Genomic DNA, 18,434 nt, shown 5'->3' with positions numbered 1-18,434 from the left:
CCGGGCCCGGGCCGGGACCGGCCGCCGGCGGGGCCGTGCCGGGCGCTATTTGAGCGCCCCCGCGGTCAGTCCGGCCTGCACCTGCCGCTGGAAGATCACATAGACCAGCAGCACCGGCAGCATCGCGATCATCATGCCCGCCATCAGCCCGCCCCAGTCGCCCTGGTAGCCCTGCTGGAGCGCGAGGTTGGCCAGGCCCTGGGTGAGGACGTACTTGCTCTCGTCCTGGTTGAGGACCATCGGCAGCAGGTATTGGTTCCACTGCCCCAGGAAGTTGAAGATCCCCACGCTGATCAGGCCGGGCTTGGCCATCGGCAGCATGACCTGGAAGAACGTCCGGACGTGCGAGGCCCCGTCGATCATCGCCGCCTCCGCCACCGAGGTCGGCAGGGTGCGGAAGAACGCGGTCATGAAGAAGACCGTGAACGGCAGCGAATAGGCGATGTAGACCGCGATCAGGCCCTGGTACGTCGCCAGCAGCGGGATCCCGGGGAAGTCCCGCAGGACGAAGAAGAGCGGGATGACCAGCATGAAGACCGGGAAGGACATCCCGGCGACGAAGAGGTAGTAGATCAGGCGGTTGCCGGGGAAGTCGAAGCGGGCCAGGACGTAGCCGGCCATCGAGCCCAGCACCATCGTCCCGGTGAGCGAACCGCCCACCACGATAAGGGTGTTGAGGAACATCTTCCCGATGCTGGCCTTCTCCCAGGCGTTGGCCCAGTTCTCCAGGTGCGGCTTGCCCGGCAGCGACCACGGAGTGGTGAGGATGTCCCCGCTGCTCTTGAACGAGCTCCACAGCACCCACAGCAGCGGCAGCCCCACCATCAGCGCCCAGACGACGAGGATGCCGTGCGAGAAGACGTTGAGGGTGGTGCCCGCCTGGGTGCGGCGCGGCCGCGCCGCGGTGGTCTTGGTCGTCGTCATGCGCCCAGCCCCTAGAACTCGATCCGCTCACGGCGCGCGAAGCGCATCGTGAGGACGGCGAACAGCAGCGTGACGACGAGCATCGCCACGCCCATCGCGGCCGCGTAGCCGAACTGGCTGTCGCGGAAGGCGGTGAGGTAGAGGCGGAGCGGGACGACGTCGGTCGCGCCGTCCGGACCGCCCATGTTGACCGACATGATCTGCACCAGCGCGAAGGCGTCCATCGCGATGATTCCCATGTAGACCCAGCCCGTCTGCACGGTGTCCCACAGCAGCGGCAGGGTGATCCGGAAGAAGGTGTGCGAGCGGCCGGCGCCGTCCAGCAGCGCGGCCTCGTAGATCTCCCGGGGTATGGAGGCCATGGCGGCGGAGAACAGCACCACGTAGAAGCCGACATTGGCCCACACCATCACCACCATGATGCAGACCAGCGCCAGGCTCCCCTCCCCCAGCCAGGCGCTCTGGAAGGAATGCAGACCGACCGCGCCGAGCAGCGAGTTGAGCATGCCGTCGTGCGGATCGGGATTGTAGATGTTGAACCAGATCACCGAGATGATGGTGATCGAGATGACCTGCGGGAAGAAATAGACGAATTTGTAGAACGCCGCGCCGCGGACGCCGGTGACGACCGCGCCGCGCCGGGCCCGGCCGCCGACGTTCAGCATGAAGGCGAAGAAGAGGCCGAGCGCCAGCGTGGCGATCGGCACCGCCACCAGCATCACGATGTTGTGGCCGAGCGCGTTCCAGAATTCGTCGCTGTGCAGGAGTTTGGTGTAGTTGGCCAGCCCGACGCTCTTGGCGGTGCCGCGCAGGCCGCTCCATTCCGTGGTGGATATCTGGAACGCCTGGACGAACGGCGAGATCACGAAGATCCCGTAGATCAGCAGAGGCAGGGCCAGGAACCCCACGATGAATCGGTACTTGCCGTGGCGCATCGCTCCCCGGCCCTCCCTCGTCAGCGGTGGCACATGGCCGGAATCCCGGCCGGGAATCCGGTCAGGAAGCGCGGTGGAACTTGGTGACCGAATCGTCCTTGGCGACCTCGTCCGCGTATTGCTGGGCCTTCTTGATCCAGTCGGCGGCCTTCAGTTCACCGGTGAGCAGCTGGCTGGTGAGGCCGCCGAGCTTTTCGTCGGTCAGCTTCGGATACCACTCCTGGAGCTGGATCATCAGGAGGTTCTTCCCGCCGGCCTTGACGGCCTGGGCGGCGGACGCGAGCCCCGGTGAGAGCCGCATTCCGTCGGTCGCGCCCTGGACGGCGGTGAGCGACTTGACCTTGGTGGCGAAATTCTGCGCGTGCTTCCGGGAGACCAGAATGCGCAGGAGTTCCATCGCGCCGACCGGGTTCTTGCCGCCCTTGGCGACGATGAACGGCTCGCTGGGCTCGGCGCGCAGGGTGCCGTGCGGCATCCGGTCGCCGCTGCCGCCGTCGAGGAGCGCGCCGACCGCCATGCCGAAGTCGGCCGGGGTGGTGGGCGCGGCCTCGTTCTCCACCCAGGAGCCGTTGGGGATGAAGACCGCCTTGCCGCGGGTCCAGGCGGTCTGCGACTGAATGTGCGTCAGGCCCTGGCTGCCCTCCAGGAAATACCCCTTGGCGGCCAGTTCCTCGTAGTGGCCGATGACCTGCTTGACCGCGTCGTTGGAGGTCCAGGCGTTCGGTTCGAGGTTGTCGATGGCGATCCACTTGTCCAGACCGCCGATCTTGGCGATCTGCGCGAAGATGTTGAAGTGGACGTAGTACGGGTATTTCCCGGGGTACGTCCAGGGCGCGAGGCCGGCCTTCTTGATCTCCGCGCAGAGCGCCAGCATCTCGTCGAAGGAGGTGGGATACGTCCAGCCCCGGTCCTTCAGGAGCTTGGTGGAATACCACGTACCGTAGACGGTGAAGGCGTAGTAGAAGACGTCGAACGCGTCCTTGTGCTTGCCCTTTTCGATGGTGCTGGGATAGAGGGTGTCCCGGACCTTCTTCTTCGGGTCGTCCAGCGAGGGCGCGTCGAGCAGCGCGGTGAGGTCCTGCAACTGCCCCTGTGCGGACAGCTTGTTCATGTCCAGGTGGTCGGCGCCGGAGTTGTCGATCAGATCGGGCGGATTGCCGCCGGCGAAGCGCGGCTGGAGTTTCGGGCCGATCTGCTGGGTGCCGGTGTGCCGGACGGTGGTGCCGTAGGTTCTGTTGTAGTCGGCCTCGGCGTCCTTGGCGTAGTCGTCGCCCAGGCCGCCCTTGAAGATGAACGCCTCCATCGGCACGCCCTTCTTCACCCCGAGCGGATTCTGTGCCGAGGTCGCGCCCTTGTTCTTCGCGCCGGAGTCGTCGCCGCCGCCACCGCCGCCGGTGGCGCAGGACGTCAGGGCGCCGATGGCCGGTACGGAGAGAATTCCCAGGGCCGCCGCCCGCTTGACCAGATCGCGGCGGCCTACGTCAGAGGTGGATCCCATGCTCAAGTCCTCGCCTTCTTCAGGACTCAGGCGGTGTACCGGAGCCACCCCGGCACCGCGGGTCAGATGAAGCTGAGTTGTACGGGATGTGCACCGGGCGAGCCAGGGAAAGGCGGAGAATTCCGTTTCCGCCGTGCTTTCCCCCCGGATTCCGGCCAAGGCGCTCGGCGGCCGGTTTCGGTCGCCGACAGGTATAGTCCACTTCCGGCCGAACGGGCAAGATCGGGTACCGGGTTGGGCGGGAGTCTTTCCCTAGTTGAGACCTCGGCGGTATGCGCGGCGTACGGCCTGTTCCCGGAGCGCGGGCGGAGCGCGGGCGGAGTACGGGCCGGAGCGCGGCCCCCGCCCCGGCCCGCGCGACACGGCCGCCCCCGCCCCCCTCCGCACCCTTGACACACACCCCGCCGCGCCCCTTACTTATCTCTGCACGACGCAACTGACAACGATGTCAACCCCGTTGAGAGGGCCCGCGTGCGGCACAGACCCCGGCACCCACACCGGCACCGTCCACGGCACAGGATCGCCCGCCCCGCCGCCGCTCTCGTGGCGGCCGCCCTGCTCGTCCTCACCGCTCCCGGCGCCGCCCGCGCCGCCCCACCGCCGCCCCCGGCCGGCGCGATCGGCTTCCACACCTCCTTCGAGGCCGGCCAGCCCGCGCCGGACTGGACCGACACCGCCGAGACCGGCCCGGACGGCCGCCCCCGCACCTCCGGCGTGACCCCCGCGACCACCCCGGCCGCGCCCGGTATGAGCACCGCGCCCGGCAGCGGCCCGGACTCCTCCCCCACCGCGAAACCGCACGCCGGCTTCACCGGCACCCACGCGCTGCGCTACGCCGGCACCCACACCGCGGCCGGCCGGGCGTACGCGTACAACAAGCTCTTCGCGGTGCGCATCCCCGTCACCCCGGCGACCACGCTCGCGTACAAGGTCTTCCCGGAGCTGGCCGAGACCGACCTGGACTACCCGGCGACCCATATCGCGGTGGACCTGGCCTTCACGGACGGGACGTATCTGAGCGACCTGGGCGCAACGGATCAGAACGGCGCCCCGCTGACCCCGCAGGGCCAGGCCGCTGCCAAGACGTTCTACGCCAACCAGTGGAACGCCCGGGAGTCCCGGATCGGCGCGGTCGCCGCCGGCAAGACCATCGCCCGGATCCTGCTCGGCTACGACGCGCCCCGGGCGCCGCGCACCGCCCCCGCCTTCCGCGGCTGGCTCGACGACCTCGCGATCGGCCCGCGCGCCCCGGAGAAACCCCTCGCACACCTCTCCGACTACGCCGTCACCACCCGCGGCACGCTCTCCAGCGGCGGCTTCTCGCGCGGCAACACCTTCCCCGCCACCGCCGTCCCCAACGGCTTCACCTTCTGGACGCCGGTCACGAACGCCGGCTCCACCGACTGGCTGTACGAGTACGCCCGCCGCAACAACGCCGACAACCTCCCCACCCTCCAGGCGTTCGGCGCCAGCCACGAGCCGAGCCCGTGGATGGGCGACCGGCAGACCTTCCAGGTGATGCCGTCGGTGGCGGCCGGCACCCCGGACGCCTCGCGGACCGGCCGGGCGCTGCCGTTCCACCACGAGAACGAGTCCGCGCGGCCGTACCGCTACGGCGTCACCTTCGACAACGGCCTGCGGGCCGAGATCGCGCCCGCCGACCACGCCGCGCTGCTGCGCTTCACCTTCCCCGGCGCCGCCGCCAACCTCCTCTTCGACAACGTCAACGACAAGGGCGGCCTCACCCTGGACCCGGAGCGCGGGGTGGTCACCGGCTACTCCGACGTCCGCAGCGGGCTGTCGGCCGGCGCCACCCGGCTGTTCGTCTACGGCGAGGTGGACGCGCCGGTCACCGCGAGCGGGCGGCTCGCCGGGGGCGGCGGCCCGCACGTCACCGGCTATCTGAAGCTGCGGCCGGGCGCGGACCGCACGGTGACGCTGCGGCTGGCCACCTCGCTGATCGGCGTGGAGCAGGCCAAGGCCAACCTCGCCCGGGAGATCCCGCGCGGCACGTCCTTCGCCACCGCCGCCGCCCGGGCCCGCGCGCAGTGGGACGCCCTCCTGGGCCGGATCGAGGTGCGGGGGGCCACCCGCGACCAGCTGACCACCCTCTACTCCAGCCTCTACCGGCTCTACCTCTACCCCAACTCCGGTTCGGAGCAGGTCGGTTCGCGCGTCCGCTACGCCAGTCCGTTCTCCCCGCCGGCCGGCCCGGACACCCCCACGCACACCGGCGCGAGGATCGTGGACGGCGCGGTGTACGTCAACAACGGCTTCTGGGACACCTACCGCACCACCTGGCCCGCCTACTCCCTGCTCACCCCGGGGCGGGCCGGGCGGATGGCGGACGGGTTCGTCCAGCAGTACAAGGACGGCGGCTGGATCTCCCGCTGGTCCTCGCCCGGCTACGCGGACCTGATGACCGGCACCAGCTCCGATATCGCGTTCGCCGACGCCTACGTCAAGGGCGTGCGGTTCGACGCGGCGGCGGCGTACGAGGCGGCCGTGAAGAACGCCACCGTCGCCCCGCCGTCTCCCGGAGTGGGCCGCAAGGGCATGACCACCGCGCCGTTCCTCGGCTACGCCTCCACCGACACCCGCGAGGGCGCGTCCTGGGCGCTGGAGGGCTATCTCAACGACTTCGGCATCGCCCGGATGGGACAGGCCCTCTACGCGCGGACGCACAACCCGCGCTACAAGGAGGAGTCGGAATACTTCCTGGACCGGGCGCAGAACTACGTCCGGCTCTTCGACACCCGCGTGGGCTTCTTCCAGGGCCGGGACGCGAACGGCGCCTGGCGGCTGCCCCCGGACCGCTTCGACCCCCGGGTCTGGGGCCACGACTACACCGAGACCAACGCCTGGACGTTCGCCTTCGCCGCCCCGCAGGACACCCGCGGACTGGCCGCCCTCTACGGCGGCCGGGCCGGCCTGGCGAAGAAGCTGGACGCCTACTTCGGCACGCCGGAGACCGCGGAGCAGCGGTTCGCCGGCTCGTACGGCCAGGTCATCCACGAGATGACCGAGGCGCGCGATGTGCGGATGGGGATGTACGGGCACAGCAACCAGCCCGCGCACCACATCGCCTACCTCTACGACGCGGCCGGGCGGCCGTACGCGACGCAGGCCAAGGTGCGCGAGGTGCTGTCCCGGCTCTATCTGGGCAGCGAGATCGGGCAGGGGTATCCGGGCGACGAGGACAACGGCGAGATGTCCGCGTGGTACGTCTTCAGCGCCCTGGGCTTCTATCCGCTGGTGATGGGGCAGGGCGAGTACGCGGTGGGCTCCCCGCTGTTCACCCGGGCCACCGTCCATCTGGAGAACGGCCGCGACCTGGTGATCAGCGCACCGCGCAACAGCGCCCGGAACGTCTACGTCCAGGGCCTGCGGGTGAACGGGAAGCCGTGGAACTCGACCGCGCTGCCGCACGCGCTGCTGTCCCGCGGCGGGACGCTGGAGTTCGCCATGGGGCCGCGCCCGTCCGCCTGGGGCACCGGGCCGGACGCCGCGCCGTCCTCCATCGCCCGGGACGACCGGGTGCCGGCGCCGCCTCAGGACGCCACCACGCCGGCCGGCCCGCTCTTCGACGACTCCTCGGCCACCGCCGCGGAGTTCGCGTCGGTGGAGCTGCCGGTGGCCGGGCCGGTCCGGGCGGTGCGGTACACGCTCACCTCGGCGGACCGCTCGCGGGCGCCGGACGGCTGGGTGTTGGAAGGATCACAGGACGGAACAAGCTGGACGGAGCTGGACAGAAGGACGGGCCAGTCCTTCGCCTGGGACCGCCAGACGCGGGTCTTCTCGATCCGTTCGCCGGGTTCGTTCCGCCATTACCGATTGGTCTCGCGGCAAAAGGTTGTACTGGCCGAAGTCGAGCTTCTGGCCGCTCCGCCAAACGTATTGACAGGTGAAAAGGCCGTGAAAAGATCCTGACCTCCGGAGCATCGCGGCGCGCCCCCTTGGGGGCGCGCCGTCGCGCTCCCGGACCCATCCCGATACCCACACGGAGAACTACGTGGCAATACTCTCCGGCCGCACGCGCGGACGCGCCCTGTCCCGCCTCGCCACCGCGGCCATCGCCGTCGCGCTCGCCGGCACGGCCGCCGGCACGGCCGTCGCGGCAAACTCCCCGGGCGCGGCCGCCCGGAACGCCGTCCAGGCGGCCCCCAAGGCCCCGGCCAAGGCCCCCCAGGCCATCACCGGCGCCACCACCGGCACCACCGCGAACCCCACCGCGGCGGACCCGGTCTTCCCGCTCTTCGGCGTGGACTCCGCCAACGGCACGTACGTCTACTCGCCGGACGGCAACGGCGGCCTGACCGCCCGTGAGAAGATCGACGACCTCGGCGACGTCCGGCTCAACCAGCAGTCGCTGGACAACGACGGCGACGGCAACCCCGACGCGGTCTGGCTGTGGGACCCCAGCGGGGGCCTGACCTACAGCGACGACACCAACACCACCACCATCGGTGGCGGCTGGCAGATCTACGACAAGGTGCTCGCCCCCGGCAACCTCGGCGGCGCTCAGCCCTACGACATCATCGCCCGCGACCGCAGCGGCGTGCTGTGGCTCTACCTCGGCTACGCCGACGGCAAGGTCACCGCCCGCACCAAGATCGGCGGCGGCTGGCAGATCTACGACCAGATCGCCGGCAAGGGCGACCTGACGGGCGACGGCAAGGCCGACATCATCGCCCGCGAGAAGTCCACCGGTGACCTGTACCTCTACAAGGGCACCGGTGACCGCACCGCGCCGTTCTCGGCCCGCCAGAAGATCGGCACCGGCTGGGGCGGCTACAACGCCCTGGTCTCCACCGGCGACCTGAACCTCGACGGGAAGACCGACTTCCTGGCCCGGGACACCTCCGGCCGCCTCTTCGCCTACTACGGCACCGGCGACGCCGCGAGCCCGTACAAGGCGCGCGTCCAGATCGGCACCGGCTGGAACACCTACACCCGGCTGTTCTCCTGACCGGTCCGGGGCCCGGCCGGCAACCGTCGGCCGGGCCCCGGTGACCAGGGAACGCCACGAGGGCCGCACCCCCTTTCCGGGAGTGCGGCCCTCGGTCGTTGCCCGTGCCCTGCCGCTTACTTGCGGATCAGGCTGCGCAGCACGTACTGCATGATGCCGCCGTTGCGGTAGTAGTCCGCCTCACCGGGGGTGTCGATGCGGACCACCGCGTCGAACTCGACGCCGGTGTCGGTGCTGACCTTGACCGTGCGCGGCGTGGTGCCCTCGTTCAGCTCGGTGACACCGGAGATGGAGAAGGTCTCCTCGCCGGTCAGGCCGAGCGACTGCGCCGAGGCGCCCTCGGGGAACTGCAGCGGCAGCACGCCCATGCCGATGAGGTTGGAGCGGTGGATGCGCTCGTAGGACTCGGCGATGACGGCCTTGACGCCGAGCAGCGCGGTGCCCTTGGCCGCCCAGTCGCGGGACGAGCCGGAGCCGTACTCCTTGCCCGCCAGGACGACCAGCGGGATGCCGGCGGCCTGGTAGTTCTGCGAGGCGTCGTAGATGAACGACACCGGGGCGCCGTCCTGGGTGAAGTCGCGGGTGTAGCCGCCCTCGGTGCCCGGCGCGATCTGGTTGCGCAGGCGGATGTTGGCGAACGTCCCGCGGATCATCACCTCGTGGTTGCCACGGCGGGAACCGTAGGAGTTGAAGTCGCGGCGCTCCACACCGTGCTCGGTGAGGTACTGGCCGGCCGGGGTGTCGGCCTTGATGGCGCCGGCCGGGGAGATGTGGTCGGTGGTGACCGAGTCGCCCAGCTTGGCCAGCACCCGCGCGCCGGAGATGTCCTGGACCGGCGCCGGGTCCATCTGCATGCCCTCGAAGTACGGGGGCTTGCGGACGTAGGTGGACTCCGGGTCCCACTCGAAGGTGTTGCCGGTCGGGATCGGCAGCGCCTGCCACTGGGCGTCGCCGGCGAAGACGTCGGAGTAGGACTTGCTGAACATGTCCTCGCCGATGGCGCTGGCGACCACCTCGTTGACCTCGGCCTCGGTCGGCCAGATGTCCTTGAGGTGGACCGGGTTGCCGTCCTGGTCGGTGCCCAGCGCCTCCTTGGTGATGTCCACCTTCATGGAGCCGGCCAGGGCGTACGCGACGACCAGCGGCGGGGACGCCAGGTAGTTCATCTTGACGTCGGGGTTGATCCGGCCCTCGAAGTTGCGGTTGCCGGAGAGCACCGAGGTCACGGCCAGGTCGTGGTCGTTGACGGCCTTGGAGACCTCCTCCGGCAGCGGGCCGGAGTTGCCGATGCAGGTGGTGCAGCCGTAGCCGACGAGGTTGAAGCCGACCTTGTCGAGGTACGGGGTCAGGCCCGCCTTCTCGAAGTAGTCGGTGACGACCTTGGAGCCGGGCGCCAGCGTGGTCTTCACCCACGGCTTGCGGGTCAGGCCCTTCTCGACCGCCTTCTTGGCCACCAGCGCGGCGGCGACCATGACGTACGGGTTCGAGGTGTTGGTGCAGGAGGTGATGGCCGCGACGGTGACCGCGCCGTGGTCCAGCTCGTAGGTGGTGCCGTCGGGGGCGGTGACCGGGACCGGGTTGGTCGGCACGCCGTTGTGGCAGGCCGGCGCGTCGGAGGCCGGGAAGGACTCCATGCCCGCCTCGTCGACGGAGTCCACGTAGTTGCGGACGTCCAGCTTGAACTGCTCGGCGGCCTTGGACAGCTCGATGCGGTCCTGCGGGCGCTTCGGGCCGGCGATCGAGGGGACGACCGTCGAGAGGTCCAGCTCGAGCTTCTCGGAGAAGTCCGGCTCGGCCTTCGGGTCCAGCCAGAGGCCCTGCTGCTTGGCGTACGCCTCGACCAGCGCGACCTGCTGGTCGCTGCGGCCGGTCAGGCGCAGGTAGTTGAGGGTCTCGTCGTCGATCGGGAAGATCGCGGCGGTGGAGCCGAACTCCGGCGACATGTTGCCGATGGTGGCGCGGTTGGCCAGCGACGTGGCGGCCACGCCCTCGCCGTAGAACTCCACGAACTTGCCGACCACACCGTGCTTGCGCAGCATCTCGGTGATGGTGAGCACCAGGTCGGTGGCGGTGGTGCCGGGCTGCAGCTCACCGGTGAGCTTGAAGCCGACGACCCGCGGGATCAGCATGGAGACCGGCTGGCCGAGCATCGCGGCCTCGGCCTCGATGCCGCCGACGCCCCAGCCCAGCACACCGAGGCCGTTGACCATGGTGGTGTGCGAGTCGGTGCCGACGAGGGTGTCCGGGTACGCCTGGCCGCCGCGGACCATGACCGTACGGGCCAGGTGCTCGATGTTGACCTGGTGCACGATGCCGGTGCCCGGCGGTACGACCTTGAACTCGTCGAACGCGGTCTGGCCCCAGCGCAGGAACTGGTACCGCTCGCGGTTGCGGCCGTACTCCAGCTCCACGTTCTCCTTGAACGCCTCGCGGGTGCCGAACTTGTCGGCGATGACGGAGTGGTCGATGACCAGCTCGGCCGGCGCCAGCGGGTTGATCTTCGCCGGGTCGCCGCCCAGCTCCTTCACGGCCTCGCGCATGGTCGCCAGGTCCACGACGCACGGCACACCGGTGAAGTCCTGCATGATCACGCGGGCCGGCGTGAACTGGATCTCCTGGCTGGGCTGCGCCTGCGAGTCCCAGTTGCCGAGCGCCCGGATGTGGTCGGCGGTGATATTGGCGCCGTCCTCGGTGCGGAGCAGGTTCTCCAGCAGCACCTTGAGGCTGTAGGGCAGACGGGCCGAGCCCTCGACCTTGTCCAGCCTGAAGATCTCGTACGACTCGTCGCCCACCTGCAGCGTGCTGCGGGCGTCGAAGCTGTTCGCCGACACGACAGTCTCCTTCATGATTTCGCGCGTACCACCGCAATCCTGCCGTCACAGGTCCTTGCCGATCCGCTGAGGTATGCCTAAGTTAGGTACGCCTTACCAGCGAGACCCCGGTACGCCTCCCGGCAGATATCTCGATGTCGAGATAACTCTAGTACATCGCCGGTGCGAGGTCATGCCGTGACGTGGGTTGACCGCTCTCATCCGATCGAGGCGTTCACTCGGCGAACCCAGCCGTTCGGCCCCGTACGTCGAGCTGTCGTATGCGGACGCCGTAGGTCAGCGGCAGCGACGTCCGCCGCTGGACTGTGTTTCGCGGAAGACCGGCCGTCCAGGTCAGCCCCAACCCGGCGCGGCGACGGCCTCTGCCCGGCGGGTCAGGCTGTGCGGTTATGAATACCGGGACGGCATTGCGCCACACACGGATTGGCGACCCGGTGCCCTTCTGAGCGCCGTACGGGCCGATGCGGGCCCGCTACTCGGTCGAGGATCCGCCGCTGCCGCGCGGGCTCCGCCTCCGTCGTGTTGATCACAGGCTCCACACATCAACCACGACAGGAGAGTTCATGCCCGCCAAGACGCTTCGGATTCCCACCGCGGACGGCCAGGCCGACGCCTTCGCCCCCTTCCCGGACCACGGCGACCAGCACCCAGGGGTACTGATGTACCCGGACGGCTTCGGCATCCGGCCGGTGCTGCGGGAGATGGCCCGTGAACTGGCCGGGCACGTACGTGCTCGTTCCGAACCTCTTCCACCGGCACGGCCCGGCACCGGTGATCGGCCTTCCCGAGCACATCGGAGAAGAGGCCCGGCCGGCGCTGACGGCCCAGTTGATGCCCTTGATCGAGGCGCACACCGCCGAACGTGTCCTGAGCGACGCCGACGCCTACCTCACGTTCCTCACCGCCCAGCCCGAGGTCGCCGCCGGACCGGTCGCGGTGACCGGCTACTGCACAGGCGGCCTCCTGGCGGTGCGCACCGCCTCGGCCCACCCCGGGCAGGTGGCCGCCGTCGCCGCGTTCCACGGCCCCGTGGGCGCGGACGGGCCCGATGCTCTCGCCGGCCTCACCGCCCAGGTCCACTTCGGCCACGCCGAGAGCGACCTGACGCCCGAGGCCCTGGGCGAGCTCAACCGGGCCCTGGACGCCGCGGGTGTCGGCTACACCTCCGAGATCTGCCCAGGCACCGTCCACGGGTTCACCATGTCCGACACCGACGCCTTGGACCCCGCCGGACTGCGGCGCCACTGGGACCGCCTGCTCCCCCTCCTCAACCGCACACTGGCCAGCGACTGAAGCTCCGGCTCGGAAACCGAACCTGAAGCAGACGGCTGGGCGGGCCGCACCGATGCCGACGTGACTGACCCGTCGGCCCGCCCGGCCACCGAACGCCGGCCGGCCGGCGAGCAGCCCGACGCCGTCCGGGAACTCTCGGCCGGCACGGCCGAATCGCTCGCTCGCCGTCGCCGCGTCCCCGGCAAGCGGAGCATCCCAGGCCGCGATGGCTGCCTCAGCCGATCCAGTCCCCGCAGGTCAGCGGAGTCCACAGCGACTACCTTCGCTGAGACAGGACAGTGGGTGGGGAGTGCCGCGGGGGCGGGGCGGGCTTCGAGGGGTGGGCCACTCGGCGCTTTCGAGCCGGGTCACCCCGGTGACGTACGGCCGCCACCGGAGTGCACCGCATCGCGAACCGCCGCACCGGACACGGTTGTTGGCACGAGGCCGGCAGGGACCTCACCTGTATCGCGATATAGCGTTATTCTGCTCCTCGCGCCGCTGCCCGCGTCGCGCGGAGACGTTCGAGGGGACCAGGACGGAAGCATGTCAGCAGAGAACGCGCCCGCCGGGAAGCGCTCCGCCCCCGGCTCGCCGCCCGGGCTGCGGGCGTCGCACGCCGACCGCGACCGGGTGGTGGACGTCCTGCGCATCGCGGCCGGGGACGGGCTGCTGACCGCGGACGAGCTGGACGAGCGCCTGGAAGCCGCCCTGTCGGCGCGGACCCTGGGCGAACTGGCCGTGCTCACCGCCGATCTGCCGGCCGCGCCGGCCACCGCGGGCGGTACGGCGGCGGAAGTGAAGGACGTCGTCCGGATCGAGCAGGCGTTCAGCGGCCGGATCGAGCGGACGGGCCGCTGGATGCTGCCGCGGCGGCTGGAGCTCGCGGTCTCCTGGTGCGATGTGACGCTGGACCTCACCGAGGCCGTGATCACCCAGGACACCCTGCGGATCGACGTGGCCATGGGCGGGAAGACCCTGACGCTGGTCACCGGGCCGGGCATCGAGGTCGATACCGACGGCCTGACCCTGGTCCACTGCAAGCTCAGGCACCACCGCGTACCGGCGCCTTTGGGCACACCGACCAGGCTGCGCGTGGAGCTGGTCGGCCGGAAGGCGCACGGCAAGGTGGTGGTGCGGCCCCCGCGCCGGACGTTCGGGCAGTGGCTGCGGCGCAGGCCGGCGGCCGATTCGGCGGGGAACTGACGCCTGCTGGTGCGGGGGGGGAGGAGGCGGGCGGGCGCTTCGGGGCGCTCCGTCGTCCTCACGGGCCGCCTTGCGTATCGCCTTACCTACCGCCTTACGGACCGCTTCCCTCCCCCGCGAGGCTGAAGCCCCCCATTCCCGGGGTGGATGTGCCGCCCCCGCACCTCCGCGATGTTTGAACGGGCCGAGCGCCGCCCACCGGGTCGGCGGCACGGCCGCACCGGCCCCGCCCGCCGGCCGTTCGCACCAGGAGGCTTCCCATGACCGCTAGCCGTACAACTGCCCGCACCCTTGCCGCCCGGTTGCACGGCCGGACGGCGGCGGGCGTCCCCCGCTGGGCCGTGTGGGCCGCGTACGCCACCCCGCTGACGGTGCTGCCGGCCGGGCTCTGGCGGATTCTCGGCGTCGACCTGCGGCTGCCGCTCATGGCGCCCCCGGCGGACGGCAGCCCGCCGCCGGCGTGGTTCGGCGGCGAGTGGTGGTACGTCATCGCGCTGAGCGCGGTCAGCGAGGCGCTGGCGTTCCTGGCGGTCGGCCTGGTCAGCGAGTGGGGCGAGGTGTGGCCCCGGTGGATCCCGGTGTTGGGCGGCCGCCGGGTGCCGATCCTCGCGGCGGTCATCCCGGCCGGCCTGGGCGCGACGGCGAACACCCTGCTCTGGCCGTACGCGATGACGATGATCACCCTCGGCCGCCAGATCAACGGCTCCGTCAACCTCGGTGCGGTAACGCGCGGTTGGCAGGACCTCGTCTTCTACGCCGCGTACTGGCCGCTGGCCGCGTGGGGGCCGCTGCTGGGGCTGCTCACGGTGCACTACTACCGGCGGCGGCGGGCGGCCGGGACTGCAGAGTCCGCCGGGTCCGCCGGGGCGGAGGGGTTGCGTGGGGCCGAGGCGGGGCCGGGCGTGGCCTGACGGCCCGTTGGCCCGCTGGCCCGCTAGGAGCCCCGCGGGCACACCGCGCGCACCGGGCCCGTCAGGCGCACCGGGCGCACCGGGCACACCGACCCCGTCCTCATCGCCCCGTCAGCCCCATCCGCACCACCCCCACGATCTCCTCATCGGACATACCGAGGTCGCGGGCCTCGGCGATCAGGCGCTGGGCGGCCTCGCCGAGGCGGGCGCGGCCCGGGGAGGCGGTGCCGGTGACGACCGCGCCGCGGCCGCGGCGGAGTTCGATCAGCCCCTCCTCCCGCAGCCGCTGGTAACCGCGCAGCACCGTATGGACGTTGACGCCGAGCGAGGCGGCGAGGGCGCGGGCGGCGGGGAGCCGTTCACCGGCCCGTACGGACCCGTCGGCGAGGGCGCCGCGCACCGAGGCGGCGATCTGGTCGCCGAGCGGGACGGCCGAGCCGGGGTCGACGCGGAAGAGCATGTCAGTCCCCTTCTCCGGACCGCCGGCGGTCCAGGCAGGTGTTGAGCAGGGCGGCGGCGGTGGCGGCGTCGTCGACCGTCACCACGAACTCCCGGCCGCTGGTGAGCCGCAGCACCAGCGCCTCACCCGAACGGAGCAGCAGACCGCTGCCGCCGGGCCGGACGCGGTAGCCCCAGCCACCGTACTCGGCGAGCGCGGAGATCCGGCGGCTGGTCGCCTCCGCGACCTTCGCCAGCGGAATCCGGCGCAGCGGTACGGGCAGCAGCGCCGGGGTGAGGGTCAGGCCGCGCCGGTCCACCGTCACCCGCACGGAGCAGTGGACGCCGACCGATACGCCCCCGAGGATCAGGACCGCCCCGCCGACCCACCCGGCGCGCGCCCCGAGGACGGCGCCGCCGCACACCGTCACCAGGGCGAGGGCGGCCAGCGGGAGCGAGCTGACGGTACGCGACCAGCCGGCCCGGACGCCGGCGGGCAGGTCCAGGCGGCCGGCCGGCCCGGACGCCGCGGGCCGTCGCGCCGGATCCGCACCGGCCAGCAGCCAGCCCAGACCGCCGAGGACGGCGCCGCCCGCCAGCACCGCGGCCATCTGCCAGGCGGGCAGCCGGACCGCGTCCGGGGCACCGGCACCGGCGTTCCCGAGGAGCACCAGGGCCGCCGGGTAACCGAGCACCGGGGCGGTGAAGTAGGCCGTCGCGACCAGCAGGCGCCCGTTCGGCGGGGCCATCGGGAAGCGGGCCGGCACGCTGAAGCCGATGCCGAGGACGAGCAGGACCGCCAGGCACGCCAGCAGGAAGCCCGGCGCCGAGGAGTAGCCGTCCGGCCGGCCATCGGGCCCGAAGTGGGTGGCCAGCCGCTCCGGCAGCCGCCCGGCGGTGCCCGCGTAGAGCCCGCCCAGGACCAGGGTGACGACCAGGAACGGTAAGGCGGCGAGCCACCCCCGGGGATGGACGCGCGCGGACGGGGCAGACGACGCAGACGACGGGAATCGCTTCACATCAACCTCCAGTTGTTCGCATAGTACGAGAACAACCACGCGACACCAACCCCCGGAAGGGCCGCACCGCCCCCACAACGCACCCATCTCATATCTGAGATACGGTCACCCCATGGCAGACGACTACCTCGTACGCATCGGCAGGCTCATCCGTGACGCCCGGCAACACCGTGGCTGGACACAGGCGCAGCTCGCCGAGGCGCTCGGCACCAGCCAGAGTGCGGTCAACCGCATCGAGCGCGGCAACCAGAACATCAGCCTTGAGATGATCGCCCGCATCGGTGAAGCCCTGGACAGTGAAATCGTCTCGCTCGGATACGCCGGACCGATGCATCTGCGGGTGGTCGGCGGACGCCGGCTGTCCGGCAGCATCGACGTCAAGACGAGCAAGAACGCCTGTGTCGCGCTGCTCTGCGCGACGCTGCTCAACGCGGGCCGGACAACGCTGCGCCGGGTGGCCCGGATTGAGGAGGTGTACCGCATCCTGGAGGTGCTGGGCAGCATCGGCGTCCGCACCCGCTGGATCAACGACGGCAACGACCTGGAGATCGTGCCGCCGGCCCAACTCGACCTGAACGCCATGGACATGGAGGCGGCGCGGCGCACCCGCAGCGTCATCATGTTCCTCGGCCCGCTGCTGCACCGGATGGACCACTTCAAGCTGCCCTACGCCGGCGGCTGCGACCTCGGCACGCGGACCGTCACCCCGCACCTGACCGCGCTGCGCCACTTCGGCCTGGAGGTCACGGCGACCGACGGCACGTACCTCGCCGAGGTGGACCGGAGCGTCGTCCCCAAGCGCGCGATCGTCCTGACCGAACGCGGCGACACCGTCACCGAGAACGCCCTGCTGGCCGCCGCCCGGCACGACGGCGTCACGGTCATCCGCAACGCCTCCTCCAACTACATGGTCCAGGACCTCTGCTTCTTCCTGGAGGAGCTGGGCGTCCGGGTCGACGGCATCGGCACCACCACGCTCACCGTCCACGGCACGCCCCGCATCGACCGCGACGTCGACTTCGCGCCGTCCGAGGACCCGGTCGAGGCGATGAGCCTGCTGGCGGCTGCCGTCGTCACCGAGTCCGAACTCACCATCCGCCGGGTGCCGGTGGAGTTCCTGGAGATCGAGCTGGCCGTCCTGGAGGAGATGGGCCTGGACCACGAGCGCGGCGCCGAATACCGCGCGGACAACGGCCGCACCCGCCTGGTCGACCTGACCGTGCGCCCCTCCAAGCTCCAGGCCCCCCTCGACAAGATCCACCCGATGCCGTTCCCGGGCCTGAACATCGACAACGTCCCCTTCTTCGCGGCCATCGCCGCCACCGCCCAGGGCCAGACCCTCATCCACGACTGGGTCTACGACAACCGCGCCATCTACCTCACCGACCTCACCCGCCTCGGCGCCCAGGTCAAACTCCTCGACCCGCACCGCGTCCTGGTCGACGGCCCCACCCGCTGGCGCTCCGCCGAGATGATGTGCCCCCCCGCCCTCCGCCCGGCCGTCGTCGTCCTCCTCGCCATGATGGCCGCCGAGGGCACCTCCGTCCTCCGCAACGTCTACGTCATCAACCGCGGCTACGAGGACCTCGCCGCCCGCCTCAACTCCATCGGGGCTCAGATCGAGATCTTTCGGGACATCTGACTCGCGGGTACGGCCGCACCTGTGGCGGTTGGCCAGGACCGGCAGCGGCCGGTGAGGAGCGCTAGCCGCATGCGCGTCGCCTCACCGGCCGCGACGGCATCGTCGGCGCGAGTGCGGTCCTCTTGGCGGCGGCTCTTTAGGCCAGCAGGTCAAGGTGTGATCCGCGGTTGGACGCATCGGGCGACAGCGCTTGGGCAGGACTTATTGCGCGGCGTCACACGTCTCGCAACGACTGACCGCGGCAAGGCTGGTGTTGCCCTCGGTCGCCCGGAGCGGGTTGGTGGCCGACAGCCGTCGCCACGCTCCCGGAGTGGGTTCGGAAACCCAGCCGAACATCGGGGCCTGGATATGGCTGACACTGAGGTGAAAACAGCCGGGTAGGTGCGCTTTGCCCCGCTTATGGATAATGATTGCCCCCTTCGGCCAACCACTCCATGCCGATCCGCTCACGATAAAAGGGTCACTGGCACTGGGTGTGCGGTGCCCTGGAGCGCATTCAGCACAGTTGTGCAGTTCATGGCGTTCGCAATACCACACGTCAATCCCCCTGCGCGGTTCATTCGGGTAACCAGCCGAAGGTTACCGAGTAACACAATTAAGCGTCTAATTGCCGGCCTACGACGTCGACTCTTCACGCTGAGTCGACGATTGACCCTGAGGCCGCCATCGGGACAGCGGTCGGCGCTGGTGAAGCAGGAGGACCTGTCGCCGACGAGGACGAGGGCAGCGGCTTTGCGGGGCCGACATGCTCGAGGTGTCAGTGAGGCCAGCGCACCTGGCCCGCCGCGG

11 protein-coding genes and 1 pseudogene are annotated in these 18,434 nt (G+C 70.7%); 6 read left to right on the top strand and 6 right to left on the bottom strand.

All coding sequences use genetic code 11. The annotated features are described in order from the left end of the window. Positions 1-45: 45 nt before the first annotated feature. The 3 genes from ADL22_RS10080 to ngcE all read right to left on the bottom strand — a co-directional run bounded on the left by ADL22_RS10080 (position 46) and on the right by ngcE (position 3,357). Positions 46-924, bottom strand: a complete 879-nt coding sequence (locus ADL22_RS10080) for a carbohydrate ABC transporter permease (protein WP_066975954.1) — start codon at positions 922-924, stop codon at positions 46-48. 11 nt (positions 925-935) lie between these two features. Then, positions 936-1,859, bottom strand: coding sequence for a carbohydrate ABC transporter permease (locus tag ADL22_RS10075; RefSeq protein WP_066975953.1), 924 nt, complete (start codon positions 1,857-1,859; stop codon positions 936-938). 61 nt (positions 1,860-1,920) lie between these two features. Further along, a complete protein-coding gene (gene ngcE, locus ADL22_RS10070; protein ID WP_066975951.1) occupies positions 1,921-3,357 on the bottom strand; it encodes an N-acetylglucosamine/diacetylchitobiose ABC transporter substrate-binding protein in 1,437 nt (478 codons plus the stop codon). A gap of 543 nt (positions 3,358-3,900) precedes the next feature. Here ngcE and ADL22_RS10065 point away from each other — a divergent pair. Beyond that, entirely contained in the window at positions 3,901-7,287 is a 3,387-nt protein-coding gene (locus ADL22_RS10065; RefSeq protein ID WP_066975949.1) for a GH92 family glycosyl hydrolase, read from the top strand. Between the two features lie 82 nt (positions 7,288-7,369). Beyond that, a complete protein-coding gene (locus ADL22_RS10060) occupies positions 7,370-8,326 on the top strand; it encodes an FG-GAP repeat domain-containing protein (protein WP_066975948.1) in 957 nt (318 codons plus the stop codon). Between the two features lie 116 nt (positions 8,327-8,442). Here ADL22_RS10060 and acnA read toward each other — a convergent pair whose 3' ends face one another. Beyond that, positions 8,443-11,157, bottom strand: coding sequence for an aconitate hydratase AcnA (acnA, locus tag ADL22_RS10055; protein WP_066975946.1), 2,715 nt, complete (start codon positions 11,155-11,157; stop codon positions 8,443-8,445). Positions 11,158-11,720: 563 nt separating this feature from the next. Here acnA and ADL22_RS10050 point away from each other — a divergent pair. The 3 genes and pseudogenes from ADL22_RS10050 (at position 11,721) to ADL22_RS10040 (ending at position 14,546) form a co-directional block, all read left to right on the top strand. Further along, a pseudogene (locus ADL22_RS10050) lies at positions 11,721-12,450 on the top strand (dienelactone hydrolase family protein). A gap of 525 nt (positions 12,451-12,975) precedes the next feature. After that, a complete protein-coding gene (locus ADL22_RS10045; protein ID WP_066975944.1) occupies positions 12,976-13,635 on the top strand; it encodes a DUF1707 SHOCT-like domain-containing protein in 660 nt (219 codons plus the stop codon). Between the two features lie 260 nt (positions 13,636-13,895). Continuing rightward, on the top strand, positions 13,896-14,546 hold the full coding sequence (locus tag ADL22_RS10040) for a hypothetical protein (protein WP_079063991.1): 651 nt from the start codon (positions 13,896-13,898) through the stop codon (positions 14,544-14,546). 100 nt (positions 14,547-14,646) lie between these two features. On the opposite strand, the gene ADL22_RS10035 is transcribed toward ADL22_RS10040, so the two are convergent. Beyond that, positions 14,647-15,006 (bottom strand): GntR family transcriptional regulator, encoded by a 360-nt coding sequence (locus tag ADL22_RS10035; protein ID WP_066975941.1) that lies wholly within the window; start codon positions 15,004-15,006, stop codon positions 14,647-14,649. Between the two features lies 1 nt (position 15,007). Next, positions 15,008-16,003, bottom strand: a complete 996-nt coding sequence (locus ADL22_RS10030; RefSeq protein WP_066975939.1) for a DUF1648 domain-containing protein — start codon at positions 16,001-16,003, stop codon at positions 15,008-15,010. A gap of 112 nt (positions 16,004-16,115) precedes the next feature. Between ADL22_RS10030 and ADL22_RS10025 the strand changes: the two genes are divergently transcribed. Further along, complete coding sequence (locus tag ADL22_RS10025; protein ID WP_066975937.1) at positions 16,116-17,645, top strand: helix-turn-helix domain-containing protein; 1,530 nt, start codon at positions 16,116-16,118, stop codon at positions 17,643-17,645. Positions 17,646-18,434 lie beyond the last annotated feature (789 nt).

Source organism: Streptomyces sp. NRRL F-4489, assembly GCF_001509485.1.
GTDB lineage: Bacteria > Actinomycetota > Actinomycetes > Streptomycetales > Streptomycetaceae > Streptomyces.
Note: the sequence above shows the minus strand (reverse complement) of the source record. Positions and strands in the feature narration are given on the sequence as shown.

Coding starts and splice junctions, on each gene's coding strand:
- ADL22_RS10080 (WP_066975954.1), bottom strand. CDS start 924: ATGACGACGACCAAGACCACCGCGGCGCGGCCGCGCCGCACCCAGGCG.
- ADL22_RS10075 (WP_066975953.1), bottom strand. CDS start 1,859: ATGCGCCACGGCAAGTACCGATTCATCGTGGGGTTCCTGGCCCTGCCT.
- ngcE (WP_066975951.1), bottom strand. CDS start 3,357: ATGGGATCCACCTCTGACGTAGGCCGCCGCGATCTGGTCAAGCGGGCG.
- ADL22_RS10045 (WP_066975944.1), top strand. CDS start 12,976: ATGTCAGCAGAGAACGCGCCCGCCGGGAAGCGCTCCGCCCCCGGCTCG.
- ADL22_RS10040 (WP_079063991.1), top strand. CDS start 13,896: ATGACCGCTAGCCGTACAACTGCCCGCACCCTTGCCGCCCGGTTGCAC.
- ADL22_RS10035 (WP_066975941.1), bottom strand. CDS start 15,006: ATGCTCTTCCGCGTCGACCCCGGCTCGGCCGTCCCGCTCGGCGACCAG.
- ADL22_RS10025 (WP_066975937.1), top strand. CDS start 16,116: ATGGCAGACGACTACCTCGTACGCATCGGCAGGCTCATCCGTGACGCC.